The sequence below is a fragment of the Acinetobacter sp. ANC 4910 genome, assembly GCF_004331035.1.
Taxonomy (GTDB): Bacteria; Pseudomonadota; Gammaproteobacteria; order Pseudomonadales; family Moraxellaceae; genus Acinetobacter.
This window is the reverse complement of sequence record NZ_SJNT01000002.1, coordinates 92501-111095: the sequence shown is the minus strand read 5'-3', so window position 1 is coordinate 111095 and position 18595 is coordinate 92501. Positions and strand designations below refer to the sequence as shown.

The window sequence follows — 18595 nt, the reverse complement described above, 5'->3', positions numbered from 1 at the left end:
ATATGAATAAATCAGAACAAATAGTAGCTTTTTTTAGAAATCATCACAAATTTCCTTTTCATAATTGGTATACCAATTATGATGAATATTGTGCAATGTATTTATGTTTAACCAATTTGCTAAAATCTTATATTTCAGCGGAACAATATAAAGATTGGTCTTATGCTTACAATTATATAGATTTTAGACGTAATCCTGATGGTGAGGTTGCATATCCATTAATGTGCATTAACTCAAAAATAGAGCTTGTGGTTTATTTAGGATGTATCAAAGCTGATAAAAACGGTAATATTGAAACAAAGTTTTCAGTTCAAATTTCTAGGGATGATAGATGGGGAGACCGTTGGGAGACGAATGCACCTCAAGAAGAATGGTATAATGAAATTGCTATACTTCTCGACTTTAATAATACTTTGGCATTACAAAAGATAGATACGATTTTCAAAACAATCTTTGAAAAGAAAATGACTTTTAAAGATTTACAATACTTTGAAGAAAGTAATTTGAATTTTGATGATGAGTGAGTTGTGTAAATATTCAAGCTCACTCTTGAGTTGGTTTTGGAGGAGAGAATAAGACTTTATTGGTTCTGAGAAATTATATGTCTTAGTAGATAAGAAACGGCAAAATTGTAGACGTATTGACTTAGATGTGATGAAAGGCGAGATATTAAAGAGTTAATTATGAGTAAAATTGAGCAAGTTGTAAATTTCTTTCGTAATCATCCTCGGTTTCCATTTTTAAATTGGAATACTAATTAGCTCGAATCCTACTTAAGTCGATGTTTTCACAAGATGAATCATTGGCTTGTTTGTATAGTAGTATTGTTAGTCATACAAAATTCCGAAAATTATATAAGCAAAAAGAAACACAGAATAAATTGAGCAAGGCATCATAGTACTGATTTTTATCTAAATTTTTGTTTTTGTAATATAAGGTATCCATGATATTGACTTTGCCTTGTTATGGTTAAAAAATAGACATGACAAGAATGATAATCTTGAATTTCATTCCATTTTTAAAAGCTATGGCAGGTGTAGTGCAGAACCTAAGTTTGCATTACACACTTAACCTCAAAATCGGAGGATATGCCATGAATTTCCTCAAATTTTTAATCACTGCTGGATGTATTTTTTTATTGTCGCCCATGACTTTCGCTATGGATGATTACAACGGTTCTAGTATGGACATGGCAATGCATAGCTCGCATTCTGCCAATGATAAAAAAGCGATGATGAGTGCTATGAGTGCGGCACCAATGAATGTCAGTGCTGAAGCGACCATCATGGCAATGGATACCAATGGAAAAATGCGTATTTTGCGTAAAGGACAAAATAACTTTACCTGCATGCCCGATAACCCTGCAACACCTGGTCCAGACCCGATGTGTATGGATCCAACTGCTTTAGCATGGGCAGAAGCTTGGATTGGTCATAAAAAACCAGTAGAAGGTGAAATTGGTTTCATGTACATGCTTATGGGAGGGACTGACGCGAGCAATGTCGACCCCTATGCCACCAAACCAACCGCAAACAATCATTGGCTGCAAACAGGTCCGCATGTCATGATTGTAGGTGCATCGCAAAGTTTTTATGATATGTATCCGAAAAGCGCACAGCCTGATACCACAGTTCCTTATATTATGTGGTCAGGAACCCCTTATCAACATCTCATGATTCCTGTGAAATAAGCGGAGATGGCCCTTATTTTTATCTCTTAAAATTTAAAAAAAGCCATGCAATTGCCGTGGCTTTTTTATGTTGAACACATAGGTGTTATTCGTTTAGTATATTTTCTGGATTAAATGTCCAACATTTAGCTATCTGTGTAGCGCTTAAGTCTGAGTAGGCCTTAAATTAAGCCACGCAACTCATTTGCCGCATGTCTTAATAACGGTAAAACTTGCTGAATTAAATACTCTTCACTGGTACGGTTGCTTTGTGACATACAGTTAATGGCTGCAATGGTCTGGCCTTGTGCATTTAACACGGGTACAGCAAGCGCAATAATCCCCAACTCATGTTCTTCTTTCGATAGACAATAATCCGATAACGCTACAGTTTCGAGTTCTGCATAAAACTTATCTTTATCAGTAATGGTGAGCGGAGTTAAACGTTTAAGTCCATATTTATCTATCCAAGTGCGTTGTGCTTCTTTCGATAAAGCCGCCAATAAAACTTTACCTGTCGAAGTAGCATGTGCAGGCAGGCGATTGCCCAAATGCATACCATACGGATTAACGCGAAACTGATCTTGTTGTGGTAGATAACTACGCGCAATCGGCACCACTTCATGTTCATCTAAAACCACCATGGAAAAGGTTAGCGATGTCTGTGCACACAGTAAATTCAGTAAAGATTGTGCCACTTTAGGCAGATGTGCCGAACTTAAATAAGCGCTAGAAAAACGTAAGACTCGTGGGGTTAACCAAAAATAATGTTCATCGGTTTCCAAATAGCCTAAAAATTTCAGGGTTTTTAAATGCCGCCTTGCCGCAGTCCGGCTGATGCCTGTGCGTTCGGCCACTTGGGTCACGTTCAGACGCTGCCGATCGACTCCGAAGGCTTCCAAAATATGTAAGCCTTTGGCTAGACCTGCAATGTAGTCGGCTTGAAGTATGACGTCTTGTGAATGTGGATGTATGACCTTGTTTTGCTCAGCTTCCATACTGCTTATCCTGAAAAATGAATTGCTTTTGTCCGATATTCGGACAACTCTAATGATATACGGTCAATTTAAATTTTTCTATCTAGCTCAAAAGATCATCCCCGCATATTTTAAAACAAGGAATGAGCAAGGATGAAAACATGGAAACTGTAAAAACCAAAGTGGCAATTATTGGTTCAGGTCCCGCAGGGTTACTACTCGGGCAATTGCTTTATAAAGCAGGGATTGAGCATGTCATTATTGAGCAGCGTAGTGCCGACTATGTCGCTTCACGTATCCGCGCAGGGATTTTAGAACAGGTTTCGGTGGACTTGTTGACCGAAGCAGGTGTCGATCAAAATCTTAAAGCGCATGGTCTACCACATTCAGGGATTGAAATTCTGACTCAAGGGCAAAAACATCGCTTAGATTTAGCTGCACTGACAGGCGGTAAGCAAGTGACCGTGTATGGTCAGACCGAAGTGACCAAAGATTTAATGCAGGCACGTGAGCAAGCCGGTTTAAGTTCATTCTATGAAGCACACAATGTACAGATTGATGACTTTTATACACAGCCGAAAGTAACTTTTGAATATCAAAACCAGTCTTATCAAATAGAGTGTGATTTTATTGCAGGTTGTGATGGTTATCATGGCATCTGCCGTGCCAGTGTACCTGAAGATAAAATTAAGACTTTTGAAAAAATTTACCCTTTTGGCTGGTTGGGTGTGCTGGCCGATGTGCCGCCTGTGTCCGATGAATTGATTTATGTACAGTCGGAGCGTGGCTTTGCTTTGTGCAGTATGCGTTCAGAAACGCGCAGTCGCTACTATTTGCAGGTGCCATTAACTGATCATGTTGATAATTGGTCAGATGAGCAGTTTTGGGATGAGTTGAAAAACCGTCTAGACCCCGAAAGTCGAGAGAAATTAATCACAGGTCCATCCATTGATAAAAGTATTGCACCATTGCGTAGTTTTGTGACGGAACCGATGCGTTTTGGCAAACTCTTCTTGGCAGGTGATGCTGCACATATTGTTCCACCAACAGGTGCTAAAGGTTTGAATTTGGCGGCTTCAGATATTGCCTATTTATCCAGTGCCTTAATTCAGTATTACTTAGATGGCTCCGAGCAGGGTATTGAAGAGTACTCGGAAAAATGTTTGCAGCGGGTGTGGAAAGCAGAACGTTTTTCTTGGTGGATGACCCATTTATTGCATCGCTTTGAAACCGAAAGTGAGTTTGATCATAAAATTAAGCAGGCCGAATTGAGCTATGTACTCGGCTCATTGGCAGGACAGACTACATTGGCGGAAAATTATGTCGGTTTACCTTATGAAATTAAGCGCTTAAGTGATTTTCAGCAGGCCAGTTAAACCGGTTTTTCTATTCTTAGATTCTAAAAAGAGAGCACAATGCTCTCTTTTTTATTTTTACACAGATGGAATTGAGTTTAACCATCCTGAGGGTGTAGTGGGGTTGTAAGCGTTAGTTGGTAAAATGCAGCATCTAACCAACGCCCAAATTTAAACCCTGCCTGTTGAATCGTACCTGAATGGCTAAAACCAAGTTTTTGATGCAACTGAATACTGGCAACATTGTTGGCATCGATACAGCCCACCATGACGTGCAATTGTTGCTGTTGTGCTTTTTCAATGAGTGTCTGCATCAGGATTTTACTCAGCCCACAACCGCGATATGCATGGTGAATATAAATGCTGTGTTCGACCGTATATTTATAAGCTGGGAAGGCTCTAAAAGTTCCCCACGTCGCAAAGCCGAGTAATTCCCCAGTCGGATTAACGATGCCAAGCACAGGAAAGTTTTGCTCTCGTTTGATGGCAAACCACGACTGCATACTTTGCAGTGTGCGTGGCTGATAGTCATATAGGGCAGTGGAATTGAGTATCGCCTCATTCAGAATCTCTAAAATAGCAACTGCATGCTCGGTTTCATTACATTCAATCAGTTTAAACTCGGTTAAAGAGGCTTCACTTTGTGACATCACAGGTTCCAAGCAGGTGTAAGGCGCATATTGTATGAGATTTTTCTATCTTCAATCGTTAAAACATAACAATAAGGTTCTGTATTTGGATTGCTAAAAATAATCGGATGTTCTAAATGGATGGTAAGGTCAATCGCCCTGATTGAATATCAAGTTTCCCATCAATGACTCAAATTTGTTGTTGAATGGTGAAATCACGTTGAAGTAGATCATAGGTGATATGCTCCTATGCAGGAACAAGCACTTCGACCTGTTGCGTTGATGATGCCCAACCATGGGATGTTAAACTACTGCGAATATAAGCTGATTCTGGATCTTGCCAAACGGTTTAGTATATGAGAAGTAGTTTCATCTATTCGATTTATTGCATGCATAATGATGCCAAATAAATATTCTGCAATTCACAGCGTTAAGGTCGTGAATTGATTTATATCAAGCATCTTCAGTGCAAAACATAAAAAAGCGAAAGGAGAGCCTTTCGCCGATGTGAGTTGAACAGCACTGATCTACTGTGCGTGTTCAGCTTCTTTTTCGAGTTGAATACTGTCGCGGTAATATTGGCAACCTTTGTACAGTAAGAATGTACCAAGTACGCCTGCTACAGCATTCACAATCGAAATTGAATTACCCACCATCACAGTATTTTGGAAATATTTGTCTGTAATTAAAGCAACTGCGGTGGTGCCAATGCCTAAAGCAATTAAATTAGAAACCAGCAGAAATTTGGCAGACACTTGAGCACGTAATTGGTTTGGCGTGAGCATTTGGGTGGCTGCCGCTGACGCTGGAATTGGAAAAGTCGAGAAGAACATAGCCACAAAAATCAGGGCAAATGAGAGGTACATATTATCCACTTGGGTGAATAAAACACTTGGAATAATCAGGGCTGCACAGCCGATCATACCACTACGAATCGCTGCATCGCTATAACCTCGTTTAGAGAAAAAGTCGATGAGCCATCCGCAGAATAATGCGCCTGATGTATTGGCAATCAAAATAATCGTGCCAAGGATATAACCTGTTTGGCTGGCATCTAAACCATGATTACGCATATAGAAGGCTGGTGCCCAACCGAGTAATGCGTACAGCATCATGGTGTAAAAAGAGAAGCCGATAAAATGACAGAAGAAAGTCTTTTTATGGGTTTTAATAAAAGCAATCGAGTTTTTGAAACTGGCTTTTAGCACTTGACCATCTTGACCAATTTTCAAACCTTTACGTTCAGGTTCACGTACGGTCAGAATCATCAGTAAGGCCAATAATACACCCGGTAAGCCAACCAGCATAAAAGTGAGTTGCCATGTTTTAATCTCACCAATCAGTGGTAGCGTCACCAAGTTCACATTCTTGAGTAAACCAATCACATAACCCCCAATTAAAAAAGCCAGTCCTGAACCAATAAAGGCACCAATTGCATACAGACCTAAGGCACGCCCCAATTTTTCCTTTGGAAATAAGTCGGCAACAATGGAATAGAAGGCTGGAGAAAGTGCTGCTTCACCCGCACCCACACCTAAACGAGACAGGAACATTTGCAGAAAATTCTTGCTTAAACCGCAAGCCGCCGTAGCAAAACTCCAAAAGGCAATCCCAATCGCAATAATTTTAATCCGGGATTTTTTGTCGGCAAGGGCTGCAATCGGCACCCCCATAACCGCATAGAACAATGAAAATGCTAAACCTTGCAACAAGCTGAATTGGGTATCGCTCAGCATCAGGTCATGTTTAATTGGTTCAATCATCAAGGATAAAATTTGACGATCTACAAAAGAAAGAATGTAGGCCACCATACAAATGACCACCACATACCAATGGTAAGCACTACTGCGCGTTTGTACTGCTTCGGTATGTTCTGCAATGGGGTTGTGTTCGAAGTTTTTTACTTCTGGTTGAATCGTCCTTTCAACCAGTTCTATATCGATGGATTTATCGTTCATCATGCAACTTCCTGTGCTGACTGTTTGAGATTATTTGATACTTTTATATTTGTTTTTGTTTTTAATATGTATCGTCTTATTTTTAATCTACGGGTTAAATTAAGTGGGGTCAATCACTTTGTGGTAAAAAGATACATTTATTTTTTATTATAAAAAAAAGAGAATCATTTGATTCTCTTTTTTTATGGATTAGGTTTATGCAGCCCGTTCGACCAGAGTCAAAATGTCATAGGTTGCCACCAATTCATTACGTTGGTTTTTGACTTTAATGTCCCAAACCACCACACCATGCGGTTTTTGCTCTGGATCACGTAGTGGTTTTGGTGTTTTTTGCTTACAGGTCAATTCGACTTGAATGGTATCGCCGATTTTCACTGGCTCTACAAAACGCAGGTTATCCATACCATAATTGGCAATGACAGGACCTGCTGCTGCATCTACAAACAGACCTGCTGCTGCGGACACAATGAAGTAACCATGTGCAACGCGATCACCAAACAAGGAGTCCGCAGCAGCAATCTTATCCATGTGTGCATAGAAGTGGTCGCCACTTAGGCAGGCAAAATTCACAATGTCTGCTTCGGTCACGGTACGACGTGCCGTGAGTAAACGTTCACCGACGCGGAGTTCATCAAAGTCTTTTTTGAATGGGTGTACGCGGTCTTCAAACACTTGTGCACCCGCCGTCCAACTATGACCGACTTGAGTTATTGCATTTGGTGAACCTTGCAAAGCGGTACGTTGCATATAATGTTTTACGGCACGTAAACCACCGAGTTCTTCACCGCCACCTGCACGTCCCGGGCCGCCATGCACCAAGTATGGAAGTGGCGAACCATGTCCTGTACTTTCTTTCGCGCTTTCCGCATCCAGAATGTGTACACGACCATGCCATGGGGCAATTTTGGTAATTAAAGCTTCAATATTTTCATCAACATTACGCACCACGGAAGCCACCAAGCTGCCTTCACCACGCGCTACTAAATCTGCCAATTCAGCCAGATTTTGGTAGGGCATGAGGGTGGAAACTGGACCAAACGCTTCTACTTCATGAATATGTTTGGCTTGTGTCGGTTGTTCACACAGCAATAAAGTTGGTGGGTAAAATGCACCTTTTTCAGGATTTTTAGCTTGTATCTCGAAGTCTTGGCGTAAGTGGCTACCCAATACCACTTTAGCATCTTGGCTCAGTTGTTCCACTTTTTCAGCGACACTGAACTTTTGTTTCACACTCGCCAAAGCGCCCATGGTCACGCCCTCAATTTCAGGGTCGCCTACCACGACTTTTTGTAGCTTAGCCACTAAACGCGTTTGTACAGTTTCGAGCAAAGCTACGGGAACAAAGGCTCGACGGATCGCCGTACATTTTTGTCCTGCTTTGGTGGTCATTTCGCGGAACACTTCACACACAAATAAATCAATGGTTTCATCGTTGGCTTGTTCTGTCAAAATCGCACTGTTAACAGAATCGGCTTCCATACAGAATGGAATTGAATAGTGATTTAAGTGTGGATTTGCACGCAGGCTTTGACCTGTTGCTGCTGAACCTGTGAAGGTGACAGTGTCTTGTGGATTTAATTGTTCAATTAAATCATAAATTTGACCACAGATTAATTGGAGTGAACCTGCGGGTAGGAAGCCACTGGCCAAAATGTCTTTGACCACCGCATGGGTAAGTTCAGCACCTTCGGTTGCAGGTTTCACAATACATGGCACGCCTGCTAAAAGCGTTGGGGCAATTTTTTCCAGCATGCCCCAGATTGGGAAGTTGAAGGCATCAATATGTAATGCCACACCCGCTTTAGAGGTCAGAATATGTTTGGCACCAAAATTGCCGTGTTTAGACAATGGAATCCATGCATCTTCAACCAGTGCCGTTTCATCACTCAGTTCACGACGTACAAGGCTTGAGTAAGCAAATAAAGTTCCTATGCCGCCTTCGACATCAATCCACGCATCTTTACGGGTACAGCCCGTTGCTTTGGCCAGTTCGTAATAGTGTTCTTTACGCTCTAATAAATATTGTGCGACTTGTTTTAAGGCATTGGCACGTTGATGGAACGTCCATGTGGCAATTTCTGCACCTTGCTTTTTCGCATATTCCACAACGGCTTTGGTGTTGATGCCATGGCTACTGACTTGGTAAATCGCTTCACCTGTAATGGCATGATAAACCGTACGTAATTCCGCTTGAGACGAATATTCCTGCCCATACACCAACGAACTCAGGGTTTTAAGCGTCTGAGTTTGGTGGTCTTCAGTTGTATCGTGTTGCTCCACTGAGTTGTTGTCTAACTCTAGCATGGTAAAACTCCTTTTATGATACGTTTTAAACTATTTTTTAGTTTTGATGTTTCATAATTTGTTATTAAAATGCGTAAAAGTCAATCGTAATTCGTATGTAAAAAAATCAAACTAAAATTTAATTTTAACTAAATTTATTAAAAACAATATCTTACATTCAAGTGTGAAATTTAATTAAATGATACCTTAAAATTGATATTGATTTTATTTGTGTATCGTTTTAATTTAACTGTAACGACACTTGGGATAAGTGAGGGAAAAATGAATAACCAACAACAAGCTTTTGATCAGCGCATTGAAAAGGACATTTCAATTGAGCCAAAGGATTGGATGCCAGATGCCTACCGCAACACCTTAATTCGTCAAATTGGTCAACATGGACACTCTGAAGTTGTAGGCATGTTGCCAGAAGGTAATTGGATTACGCGTGCGCCAACCTTAAAACGCAAAGCAGTTTTGTTGGCTAAAGTGCAAGATGAAGCAGGTCATGCCTTGTATCTTTACAGTGCCGCAGAAACTTTGGGTGCTGACCGTGATGACATGATGGATAAGCTCATTGCAGGGCGTATGAAATATTCATCGATTTTTAACTATCCAACACTTACTTGGGCAGATGTGGCTGCGATTGGTTGGTTGGTGGATGGCGCTGCCATTGTGAATCAGGTTGCACTGTGCCGTACCTCTTATGGTCCTTATGCACGGGCTATGGTACGTATCTGTAAAGAAGAAAGTTTCCACCAACGCCAAGGCTTTGAAGCCATGATGCAATTGGCAAATGGTACAGAAGAACAAAAACAGATGGCACAAGATGCCGTGAATCGTTTTTGGTGGCCAGCCCTCATGATGTTTGGTCCAAGTGATGACAACTCTCCAAACAGCGCGCAAAGCATGCAATGGAAGGTCAAACTTTTCAGTAATGATGTTTTGCGTCAAAAGTTTGTCGACAACACCGTGCCACAAGTCTTGCAACTTGGCCTAACTGTTCCAGATCCAGACTTAAAATTCAATGAAGACACGGGGCATTACCAATTTGGCGAAGTGAATTGGGATGAGTTTTTTGACGTGATTGCGGGCAAAGGTCCATGTAACCACGAACGTATTGAAGCGCGACGTAAAGCATGGGAAGGCGGTGCATGGGTGCGTGAATCTGCCGCAGTCTATGCCAAGAAACAACAAGAACAGCAGCAAGCACAGAAAGTTGCTTAATTCAGATCAGAGATGAAGGGAAATAAGGTCATGGATAACAAAAATAACTGGTCACTTTACGAAGTGTTTATCCGCAGTAAACAAGGTTTAAGTCATCGCCATGTGGGTAGTATTCGTGCATCGGATGATGAAGTGGCACTGCAAAATGCACGTGATGTCTATACACGTCGCAATGAAGGCATCAGTATTTGGGTGATTAAATCTGAGTTGATTAGATCTTCTCAACCTGACGAAAAACCAGAATTTTTCGATCCCTCTTTAGATAAGGTTTATCGCCATCCTACGTTTTACAACATTCCAGATGGCATTGAGCACATGTAAGGGAAGGGAGAAAAACCATGAGTAAGCAAGTTTTAGCAGAATTTCTGTTACATGTGGGCGATAGCCAACTGATCCTGTCACACCGTTTGGCTGAATGGTGTGGACATGCACCAGAGTTAGAACTCGATATTGCTTTAGCCAATATTGGTCTGGATTTGTTAGGTCAGGCACGCACAGCCTTAAGTCTTGCTGGTCAGATTGAAGGTTTAGATCGCGATGAAGACCAACTGGCGTATTTCAGAACAGAACGTGAATACCGTAATTTATTGTTGGCTGAACAGCCGAATGGTGATTTTGCACAAACCATCGTGCGTCAATGGTTGATGGATCATTACCATGCATTGTTGTTGGCAGCATTAACCAACAGCAGCCACGCCGATGTTTCTGCATTTGCGCTCAAATCTTTAAAAGAAGTGAAATATCACTTACGTTTTTCGACCACATGGATGGAGCGTTTGAGCTTGGGCACTGCCGAAGCGCATGAAAAAACTCAAAATGGTTTAAACCAGTTATGGCGTTTTACTCAAGAATTGTTCCAGCTTAGCGCTGATGAAATGCAGTTGGTTGATGCAGGTTTAATTCCAAATCTTGAAATTTTAAAAGATCAATGGCTTGAGACTGTGCAATCAGAACTTGTCCGTATGCAACTCAGTCTTCCAGAAACAGGTGCCTATCGAAGTGGTGCAAAACAAGGACTGCACACGGAACACTTGGGTTACATCCTCGCAGAAATGCAATACATACAACGTTCATATCCAAATATGACTTGGTAAAACGAAATCACAGGGAGTGAGTCGTATGAATTTAATTCGACATGTCGCAGATGAATGCTGGAGTGTGTTAGCGCAGGTCTCTGATCCTGAAATTCCAGTCTTGTCTGTGCTTGATTTAGGCATGATTCGTGGTGTTGAACTCAACGCGCAGAATGAAATTGTCGTGCGACTCACGCCAACCTATAGCGGCTGCCCCGCGACGGATGTGCTCACGGCAGATATTACCCAAGCCTTTGCAGCCAAAGGTTTGACCCCAGTAAAAGTGGTGGTGGATCTTTCCGAAGTGTGGACCACAGATTGGATGAGCGAAGCGGGCAAAGAAAAATTGCAGCAATATGGAATTGCGCCACCGCAGGGGAATGCTCACAGTTGTGGTACGCATGTCGCTTTGACCGATGGCATTCAATGTCCGCGTTGCCACAGTCAGCACACCAAATTATTAAGTGAATTTAGTTCGACAGCATGTAAAGCCTTATATCGTTGCCAAGACTGCTTAGAACCTTTCGATTATTTCAAGTGCATTTAATTCAAGACATTTGCAAAGAACCCATGTCTCACACATTGAAAAATCGAAAAGAAAGAGGGAATTTTAGATGAGCCAATTTGTACCATTAACGATTAAATCCATTCAGCCACAAACTGAACAGGCAATTTGCATTGCATTTGATTTGGCACCTGAGCAGTTCGCTGCATTTGAATATCAGCCAGGACAACACTTAACCATTCGTCATATGACTGATGAAGGCGAATTACGCCGTTGCTACTCCATTTGTAGCGATGTCGCAGAAGACATGAGTATTGCGATTAAAAAAATTGATCAAGGGCAATTTTCAACGTGGGCCAATGATCACTTAAAAGCAGGCGATGTACTTGAAGTGATGCCACCGCAAGGCGTGTTCTTCCAAAAAGCCGCCAAAGTGGGCGGTCAAAATTACCTTGGTTTTGCTGCGGGCAGTGGCATTACCCCAATCTTATCGATTGTGAAATCGGTCTTAAACCGCCAAGCAGATGCACAGTTTACTTTGGTCTATGGCAACCGTTCTTGGAAACAAACCATGTTTGCAGAACAAATCATGGATTTAAAAGACCGTTTTAAAGAGCGTTTGCAACTGATCAATATCTTTTCTCGTGAAATGAACGACAGTGAAATTTTTAATGGCCGTATTGATGCAGAAAAATTACAGCAACTGTTCAAGGCTCAATTAATTCAGGCAAATACGGATCATTGTTTTGCCTGCGGTCCAGAAGAAATGATGACCGCCGTAGAAACAGTACTGCCAACATTTGGTATCGAGCGCAGCAAAATTCACACCGAACGCTTCAATACTGGCACGGCACCACGAGCAACGGCACAGCAAATCGAAAGCCGTAGCGAAGAAAAGGTCAACATTATTCTGGATGGTCGTGAACTGATCATTGAAGTATCTAAACAGGATGACAGTATTTTAGATGCAGCACTGCGTGCAGGTGCAGACTTACCGTATGCCTGTAAAGGCGGTGTTTGTGCAACCTGTAAATGTAAGGTGCTCGAAGGTCAGGTTGAAATGGCGATTAACTATAGCCTTGAACAAGATGAAGTCGAAAAAGGTTATGTGTTGAGCTGTCAAGCATTGCCAACGTCAGCCAATGTTCGTTTGAGCTTTGATGAATAAGCCCGAACAAGGAGCGGTAAGATGGAATACATTAAAACCAGTTCTCCAAAATCAGGCGTAGTACTGATTGAACTGAACCGACCTGAAAAACGTAATGCCTTAAACAATGCCACCTTGCAAGAAATTGCCGACTGCCTGCAACAGCTTGAAGCGGATAGTGCGGTGAAAACGGTGGTGATTACCGGCAATCCACAATGTTTTGCCGCAGGTGCAGACCTGAATGAATTGTCTAAGCTGGATGTGGTCAGTATTCAGCAAGACCTGCGCCCACAATTGTGGAAGCGTATTGATGAGTTTTCTAAACCCCTGATTATGGCGATCAATGGCTATGCCTTTGGTGCAGGTTTTGAATTGGCACTGCATGGTGACATCGTGCTTGCAGGTGAAAATGCACAATTTGCTTTGCCAGAAATTGGACTTGGTATGTTGCCAGGCGCAGGCGGTACGCAGCGTTTAGCCCGTTTGGTCGGGCAGCAACTCACCATGCGTTGGGCAATGACAGGGGAAATGATTTCTGCACAAACCGCGCTGCAACATGGCATTACTAGCCAAGTGTGCCCAGTGGGCCTAACCGTACAATATGCCGCGGAATTGGCGGAAAAAATTGCAAAACAAGCGCCATTGGCCATCCGCGTGATTAAGCAATCTTTGAAATCGATTCATGAAGTGACCTTAAGCCAAGGTTTAAAGCTAGAACGTCAGCATTTTGTTTGGTTGGCAGCAACGCAAGATCGTCAAGAAGGCATTAATGCATTTTTAGAGAAAAGAAAACCAGAATTTAGAGGTGTGTAATGGAATACCAAACCGTAATTGTTGAAGAAAAAAATGCAGTGGGCTATCTCACTTTTAACCGTCCACAACAACTTAACAGCTTTAATGAAACCATGCACAAAGAAGTATCGAGCGTACTTAAAGCATGGTCTAAAGACAGCAATATTCGTGCAGTGGTAATTTCGGCAAAAGGTCGTGGTTTCTGTGCTGGTCAGGACTTAAATGACCGTGTGGTGGATCCCAATGCAGATGCACCCGATTTAGGGTTATCAATTGAAAAATATTACAACCCATTAATCAAACTGATTACTGAAATGCCTAAACCTGTGATCTGTGCCGTGAATGGCGTTGCAGCAGGCGCGGGTGCCAACATTGCTTTGGCTTGTGACTTGGTGATTGCTGCAAAATCAGCATCATTTATCCAAGCTTTCTGCCGCTTAGGTTTGGTTCCAGATTCTGGTGGGACATGGTTCCTACCACGTTTGGTCGGTCGTGCACAGGCAATGGGCTTAGCCATGTTGGGCGATAAAATTCCAGCAGAGCAAGCAGTGCAATTGGGCATGATTTGGCAAGTGGTTGAAGATGATGCCTTGAAAGCAGAATCACAAAAAATGGCTGAACATTTGGCGAAACAACCGACTTATGGTTTATCCCTGATTAAGAAAGCCATTCATGCGGCTGCACACAACAATTTAGATGATCAGTTGATTCTAGAACGTGATTTACAGCGTTTGGCAGGTCGTTCAAGCGATTACCGTGAAGGCGTACAAGCCTTTATGCAAAAGCGTACTCCAGAATATAAAGGTTGCTAAAACATGGATAAAATCAATTTACAGCAGGCGCCTATCGCTGTAATTGGTGCGGGTACCATGGGAATTGGTATCGCCCAATTGGCTGCGATGCATGGACATCCAACCTTTGTGTATGATGTAGATGTCAGTAAAACTGAAGCTGCATTACAACAACTTGCTACGCAACTCACGAAACGTGTGCAAGCAGGAAAAATGACCCAGGAGCTGTATGACAGCACCTTTGCCAATTTAAGTATTGCACAGGAATTGTCACAGTTAGCAACCGCACAACTGATTATTGAAGCGATTGTGGAAGAGAAAGAAGTAAAGCAAAGCTTATTTCAACAGTTGGCCGAAGTGTGTTCTAAAGAAACAATTTTTGCATCGAATACCTCTTCAATTTCGATTACAGCCATTGCTGCGGCAATTCCACATCCAGAGCGCGTTGTGGGTTTACATTTCTTTAACCCTGCACCTGTGATGAAACTGGTGGAAATTATCCGCGGCTTAAAAAGTTCAGCAGCAATTGCAGATGCTTTGTTGGAATTGATGAAGTTATGGAAAAAAGTGCCTGTCTTGGCAAAATCTACCCCAGGTTTCATCGTCAATCGTGTGGCGCGTCCATATTATGCGGAAGCCTTCCGTGCGTTACAGGAAAATGTCATACGCCCTGAACAATTAGATTTTATTCTGCGTGAATGTGGTCGTTTTGCCATGGGACCGTGTGAATTGACTGATTTAATTGGTCAGGATGTCAATTTCTCGGTCACACAAAGTGTCTATCAAGAATTCTTTTATGAGCCGCGATATCGTCCATCGCTTATTCAAAAAGAATTGGTCGATGCAGGTTGTTTGGGTCGTAAAACCCAACAAGGTTTTTACGATTATGCACAAGCAACGCCAAGCCCACAGTTTGAATTGCCTGTGCGTTATGCCAAATCGGTTGAGAAATTGGCGGTCACGGTCAAAGGCGATTGGAAACATTCTTCAGGCTTGATTCAGCGTTTGGCACACGCCTCACACCTTGACGTGAAGTTTCAAGAAGGCATGCAGGATGAAATCTTAGTTGGTGAAGTTTCAATCCGTCTTTCATTGGGCGAGTCGGTCGATCTGGATTATGCAGATCAGAAAGTCGTGTTGATGGATTGGCATGCAGATTGGGCGCAAGCCAAAGCGATTCCTGTTGTAGCTTCAGTGGCATGTTCGGAAGTTGATCGGTCTGTTGTTGATATTTTGTTCATTGGTATGAATGTGATACCACTTTGGACACAGGACCATGCAGGACTTTATGTGTTACGAACTATTTCAATGTTGGTGAATGAAGCGTGTGAAGCGGTTTTACATGGTATTGCATCTGAGCAAGATATTGATTCTGCAATGAAATATGGTGTGAACTATCCACAAGGTCCATTCCAGTGGGCGGAAAAAATAGGATGCAACACTATTTTAAAAATTCTAAAAAATCTGTATCGTGTTTATGGTGAAGAACGCTACAGACCAAGTATATATTTAGCGAAAAAAACTGCACGAGGACAGGTGCAAAACAGCCCGCAATCACAACAATTTCTTATTGCAGGCTAAAGGAAGAAGACAAATGGAACAAGTTTATATTTTAGATGGTATTCGTACCCCGATTGGTCGCTATGCTGGTGGTTTAAGTGGCATTCGTGCCGATGACTTAGCCGCATTACCGATTCAGTATTTGAAAAATCAACATCCACATTTGCCTTGGAATGAATTGGATGAGGTAATTTTAGGTTGTGCCAACCAAGCTGGTGAAGACAACCGTAATGTTGCACGTATGGCATCCTTATTGGCGGGTTTACCCGATTCAGTCCCTGCAATTACCGTGAACCGTTTATGCGCTTCTGGTTTAGATGCAGTAGGACTTGCGGCACGTGCCATTAAATCGGGTGAAGTCCAGTTTGTATTGGCAGGTGGCGTGGAGTCGATGAGTCGTGCACCATTTGTACAATCTAAAGCGACGACGGCATTTAGCCGCACCCCTGAAATCTTCGATACCACCATTGGCTGGCGTTTTATCAATCCTAAATTCAAAGCGAACTTTGGTGTCGATAGCATGCCTGAAACGGCTGAACACGTGGCGGAAAAATACCAGATTAGCCGTGACGACCAAGACTTATTTGCCTACCGCAGTCAGCAAAAAACCGCAGTGGCACAGCAAAATGGTGTTTTGGCAGAAGAGATTTTGCCAGTGACTATTCAAGATCGTAAGAAAAACAGCATGACCATCGATACCGATGAGCATCCACGTGCGGAGACTACAGTTGAGACCTTGGCAGCTTTAAAAGCCCCTTTCCGTAAAGAAGGCGGTTCGGTGACTGCGGGCAATGCATCAGGTGTCAATGATGGCGCGGCTTGTATATTACTGGGCAGCCCAGAGTTTGCAAGCAAGCATGGTTTAAAACCATTGGCGAAAGTGATGGCAATTGCACAAGCTGGGGTTGAAGCCAAATACATGGGAATCGGTCCTGTGCCTGCGGTACAAAAAGTATTGAAACAGACAGGTTTAACCCTTGATCAAATGGATGTGATTGAACTGAATGAAGCCTTTGCAGCGCAGTCGCTTGCAGTGATGCGTGAACTGGGGTTGCAAGATGATGATCAGCGTGTCAATCCAAATGGCGGTGCCATTGCCCTAGGTCATCCATTGGGAATGAGTGGAACACGTTTGGTGATTACTGCGATGAAAGAACTCAAGCGCCGTAATGGAAAATATGCACTGTGTACGATGTGTGTAGGCGTAGGACAGGGTGTCGCACTGGTTATAGAAAATGTGGATTAAGGACATCATCCCAAAATGAATTAACCCGCAGTCAGGAAGACTGCTTAAGGACTTAAAATATGAATAACAATGCAATGGAAAAAATCGAAACGGTATCAGTGGATGAATTACGTAATGTGCAATTGGAGCGTATGAAAAAGACACTGCAACACGCCTATGAAAATAGTCCAGTTTATAAAAAGAAATTTGATGAAGCAGGGGTACATCCTGATGATTTCAAATCTCTAGACGACTTGGCAAAATTTCCGTTCACCACCAAAAAAGATTTACGTGATAACTATCCATTTGGCATGTTCGCTGTGCCACAAGAACAGATTATCCGTATTCATGCCTCATCAGGTACGACAGGTCAGCCGACTGTGGTGGGTTATACTCAAAATGATATTAATGTTTGGTCAGATGTCGTTGCGCGCTCATTACGTGCGGCGGGTTTGTCAAATAAAGACATTATACAAGTATCTTATGGCTACGGTCTGTTCACGGGTGGTCTAGGCGCGCATTATGGTGTAGAACGTTTGGGTGCAACTGTGATTCCAATGTCTGGTGGTCAAACTGAGCGTCAAGCGCAATTGATTCAGGACTTTAAGCCGACGGCATTGATGGTGACACCATCTTATTGCTTGAATATTATTGAAGCGCTAGAAAATAAATTTGGTACAGCAAAAGACTGCTCAATCAAAACGGGGATCTTTGGTGCTGAGCCATGGACCAATGAAATGCGCCGTGAGATTGAAGATCGTCTAGGCATTGATGCTTTGGACATTTATGGCTTATCTGAGGTGATGGGTCCTGGTGTCGCAATGGAATGTCTAGAAACCAAAGATGGTCCGACCATTTGGGAAGATCATTTCTATCCAGAAATCATTCACCCTGAAACAGGTGAAGTGCTCCCTGATGGCGAGTTGGGTGAGTTGGTATTCACGACCATTACCAAAGAAGGGATGCCCGTGATTCGTTACCGTACCCGTGACTTGACCCGTTTATTGCCAGGTACGGCACGCACCATGCGCCGTATGGATAAAATTGTTGGTCGTAGCGATGACATGATGATTATTCGCGGGGTAAATGTGTTCCCATCGCAAATTGAAGAGCAAATTTTACATATTCCACAATTGGTGCCGAACTACCAAATTCAAATTTGCAAAAAAGGACACTTGGATACTTTGCATATTCGTGCTGAAATGCGTAGAGATGTGAGTGAAACATTGACGCCGCAAATAGCTGCTTTATTGAAAGCCCAAATTAAAACCATGGTCGGTATTTCAGTCATGGTTGAAATTTTACCAGAAGGCAGCCTGCCACGTTCTGAGGGGAAAGCGCAACGCGTCTTTGATATTCGAAAATCGGCATAAGTTTTAGTTGAATGATAGATCACATGATTTA

Annotated in this window: 17 protein-coding genes; 13 read left to right on the top strand and 4 right to left on the bottom strand. The window is 42.4% G+C overall.

Annotated features, from left to right (window positions below; all coding sequences use genetic code 11):
- Nucleotides 1-2: 2 nt before the first annotated feature.
- Together E0H82_RS02335 and E0H82_RS02330 are read left to right on the top strand one after the other, a co-directional pair.
- The gene (locus E0H82_RS02335) at nt 3-524 is read left to right on the top strand and encodes a hypothetical protein (RefSeq protein ID WP_131262817.1); all 522 of its coding nucleotides are present in this window, start codon (nt 3-5) and stop codon (nt 522-524) included.
- Between the two features lie 569 nt (nt 525-1093).
- The gene (locus tag E0H82_RS02330) at nt 1094-1690 is read left to right on the top strand and encodes a hypothetical protein (protein WP_131262816.1); all 597 of its coding nucleotides are present in this window, start codon (nt 1094-1096) and stop codon (nt 1688-1690) included.
- Between the two features lie 161 nt (nt 1691-1851).
- Here E0H82_RS02330 and E0H82_RS02325 read toward each other — a convergent pair whose 3' ends face one another.
- Entirely contained in the window at nt 1852-2667 is an 816-nt protein-coding gene (locus E0H82_RS02325) for an IclR family transcriptional regulator (protein ID WP_131262815.1), read from the bottom strand.
- Between the two features lie 140 nt (nt 2668-2807).
- On the opposite strand from E0H82_RS02325, the gene pobA reads away from it, so the two are divergent.
- Nucleotides 2808-4022, top strand: a complete 1215-nt coding sequence (pobA, locus tag E0H82_RS02320) for a 4-hydroxybenzoate 3-monooxygenase (protein WP_131262814.1) — start codon at nt 2808-2810, stop codon at nt 4020-4022.
- Nucleotides 4023-4099: 77 nt separating this feature from the next.
- On the opposite strand, the gene E0H82_RS02315 is transcribed toward pobA, so the two are convergent.
- The 3 genes from E0H82_RS02315 to paaZ form a co-directional block, all read right to left on the bottom strand.
- On the bottom strand, nt 4100-4651 hold the full coding sequence (locus E0H82_RS02315) for a GNAT family N-acetyltransferase (RefSeq protein WP_131262813.1): 552 nt from the start codon (nt 4649-4651) through the stop codon (nt 4100-4102).
- A gap of 506 nt (nt 4652-5157) precedes the next feature.
- The gene (locus tag E0H82_RS02310) at nt 5158-6591 is read right to left on the bottom strand and encodes a spinster family MFS transporter (protein WP_131262812.1); all 1434 of its coding nucleotides are present in this window, start codon (nt 6589-6591) and stop codon (nt 5158-5160) included.
- A gap of 192 nt (nt 6592-6783) precedes the next feature.
- Nucleotides 6784-8892: a phenylacetic acid degradation bifunctional protein PaaZ gene (paaZ, locus tag E0H82_RS02305; protein WP_131262811.1), complete on the bottom strand. Its 2109-nt coding sequence runs from the start codon at nt 8890-8892 to the stop codon at nt 6784-6786.
- 261 nt (nt 8893-9153) lie between these two features.
- Here paaZ and paaA point away from each other — a divergent pair, with 261 nt between their 5' ends.
- The 10 genes from paaA (at nt 9154) to paaK (ending at nt 18564) form a co-directional block, all read left to right on the top strand.
- A complete protein-coding gene (gene paaA, locus E0H82_RS02300; RefSeq protein ID WP_131262810.1) occupies nt 9154-10098 on the top strand; it encodes a 1,2-phenylacetyl-CoA epoxidase subunit PaaA in 945 nt (314 codons plus the stop codon).
- Nucleotides 10099-10128: 30 nt separating this feature from the next.
- A complete protein-coding gene (gene paaB / locus E0H82_RS02295; RefSeq protein WP_116760241.1) occupies nt 10129-10419 on the top strand; it encodes a 1,2-phenylacetyl-CoA epoxidase subunit PaaB in 291 nt (96 codons plus the stop codon).
- 17 nt (nt 10420-10436) lie between these two features.
- Nucleotides 10437-11192 carry a 1,2-phenylacetyl-CoA epoxidase subunit PaaC gene (paaC, locus tag E0H82_RS02290; RefSeq protein ID WP_131262809.1) on the top strand — a complete coding sequence of 252 codons (756 nt, stop codon included), beginning with the start codon at nt 10437-10439 and terminating at the stop codon, nt 11190-11192.
- A 25-nt stretch (nt 11193-11217) separates the two neighbouring features.
- Nucleotides 11218-11718, top strand: a complete 501-nt coding sequence (gene paaD, locus E0H82_RS02285) for a 1,2-phenylacetyl-CoA epoxidase subunit PaaD (RefSeq protein WP_131262808.1) — start codon at nt 11218-11220, stop codon at nt 11716-11718.
- A 67-nt stretch (nt 11719-11785) separates the two neighbouring features.
- Complete coding sequence (gene paaE / locus E0H82_RS02280) at nt 11786-12844, top strand: 1,2-phenylacetyl-CoA epoxidase subunit PaaE (RefSeq protein ID WP_131262807.1); 1059 nt, start codon at nt 11786-11788, stop codon at nt 12842-12844.
- A gap of 21 nt (nt 12845-12865) precedes the next feature.
- On the top strand, nt 12866-13636 hold the full coding sequence (locus E0H82_RS02275; protein WP_131262806.1) for an enoyl-CoA hydratase-related protein: 771 nt from the start codon (nt 12866-12868) through the stop codon (nt 13634-13636).
- Nucleotides 13636-14427: a 2-(1,2-epoxy-1,2-dihydrophenyl)acetyl-CoA isomerase PaaG gene (paaG, locus tag E0H82_RS02270; protein WP_131262805.1), complete on the top strand. Its 792-nt coding sequence runs from the start codon at nt 13636-13638 to the stop codon at nt 14425-14427. Before E0H82_RS02275 ends, paaG begins: the two co-directional genes overlap by 1 nt.
- A gap of 3 nt (nt 14428-14430) precedes the next feature.
- Nucleotides 14431-15987 (top strand): 3-hydroxyacyl-CoA dehydrogenase, encoded by a 1557-nt coding sequence (locus E0H82_RS02265; RefSeq protein ID WP_131262804.1) that lies wholly within the window; start codon nt 14431-14433, stop codon nt 15985-15987.
- Nucleotides 15988-16000: 13 nt separating this feature from the next.
- Entirely contained in the window at nt 16001-17212 is a 1212-nt protein-coding gene (gene pcaF, locus E0H82_RS02260) for a 3-oxoadipyl-CoA thiolase (protein ID WP_131262803.1), read from the top strand.
- A gap of 59 nt (nt 17213-17271) precedes the next feature.
- On the top strand, nt 17272-18564 hold the full coding sequence (gene paaK, locus E0H82_RS02255; RefSeq protein ID WP_131262802.1) for a phenylacetate--CoA ligase PaaK: 1293 nt from the start codon (nt 17272-17274) through the stop codon (nt 18562-18564).
- Nucleotides 18565-18595 lie beyond the last annotated feature (31 nt).

Bases quoted from the DNA above. Each gene is read 5' to 3' on its own strand.
- E0H82_RS02335 (WP_131262817.1), top strand. From the start codon at position 3: ATGAATAAATCAGAACAAATAGTAGCTTTTTTTAGAAATCATCACAAA.
- E0H82_RS02330 (WP_131262816.1), top strand. From the start codon at position 1,094: ATGAATTTCCTCAAATTTTTAATCACTGCTGGATGTATTTTTTTATTG.
- E0H82_RS02325 (WP_131262815.1), bottom strand. From the start codon at position 2,667: ATGGAAGCTGAGCAAAACAAGGTCATACATCCACATTCACAAGACGTC.
- pobA (WP_131262814.1), top strand. From the start codon at position 2,808: ATGGAAACTGTAAAAACCAAAGTGGCAATTATTGGTTCAGGTCCCGCA.
- E0H82_RS02315 (WP_131262813.1), bottom strand. From the start codon at position 4,651: ATGTCACAAAGTGAAGCCTCTTTAACCGAGTTTAAACTGATTGAATGT.
- E0H82_RS02310 (WP_131262812.1), bottom strand. From the start codon at position 6,591: ATGATGAACGATAAATCCATCGATATAGAACTGGTTGAAAGGACGATT.
- paaZ (WP_131262811.1), bottom strand. From the start codon at position 8,892: ATGCTAGAGTTAGACAACAACTCAGTGGAGCAACACGATACAACTGAA.
- paaA (WP_131262810.1), top strand. From the start codon at position 9,154: ATGAATAACCAACAACAAGCTTTTGATCAGCGCATTGAAAAGGACATT.
- paaB (WP_116760241.1), top strand. From the start codon at position 10,129: ATGGATAACAAAAATAACTGGTCACTTTACGAAGTGTTTATCCGCAGT.
- paaC (WP_131262809.1), top strand. From the start codon at position 10,437: ATGAGTAAGCAAGTTTTAGCAGAATTTCTGTTACATGTGGGCGATAGC.
- paaD (WP_131262808.1), top strand. From the start codon at position 11,218: ATGAATTTAATTCGACATGTCGCAGATGAATGCTGGAGTGTGTTAGCG.
- paaE (WP_131262807.1), top strand. From the start codon at position 11,786: ATGAGCCAATTTGTACCATTAACGATTAAATCCATTCAGCCACAAACT.
- E0H82_RS02275 (WP_131262806.1), top strand. From the start codon at position 12,866: ATGGAATACATTAAAACCAGTTCTCCAAAATCAGGCGTAGTACTGATT.
- paaG (WP_131262805.1), top strand. From the start codon at position 13,636: ATGGAATACCAAACCGTAATTGTTGAAGAAAAAAATGCAGTGGGCTAT.
- E0H82_RS02265 (WP_131262804.1), top strand. From the start codon at position 14,431: ATGGATAAAATCAATTTACAGCAGGCGCCTATCGCTGTAATTGGTGCG.
- pcaF (WP_131262803.1), top strand. From the start codon at position 16,001: ATGGAACAAGTTTATATTTTAGATGGTATTCGTACCCCGATTGGTCGC.
- paaK (WP_131262802.1), top strand. From the start codon at position 17,272: ATGAATAACAATGCAATGGAAAAAATCGAAACGGTATCAGTGGATGAA.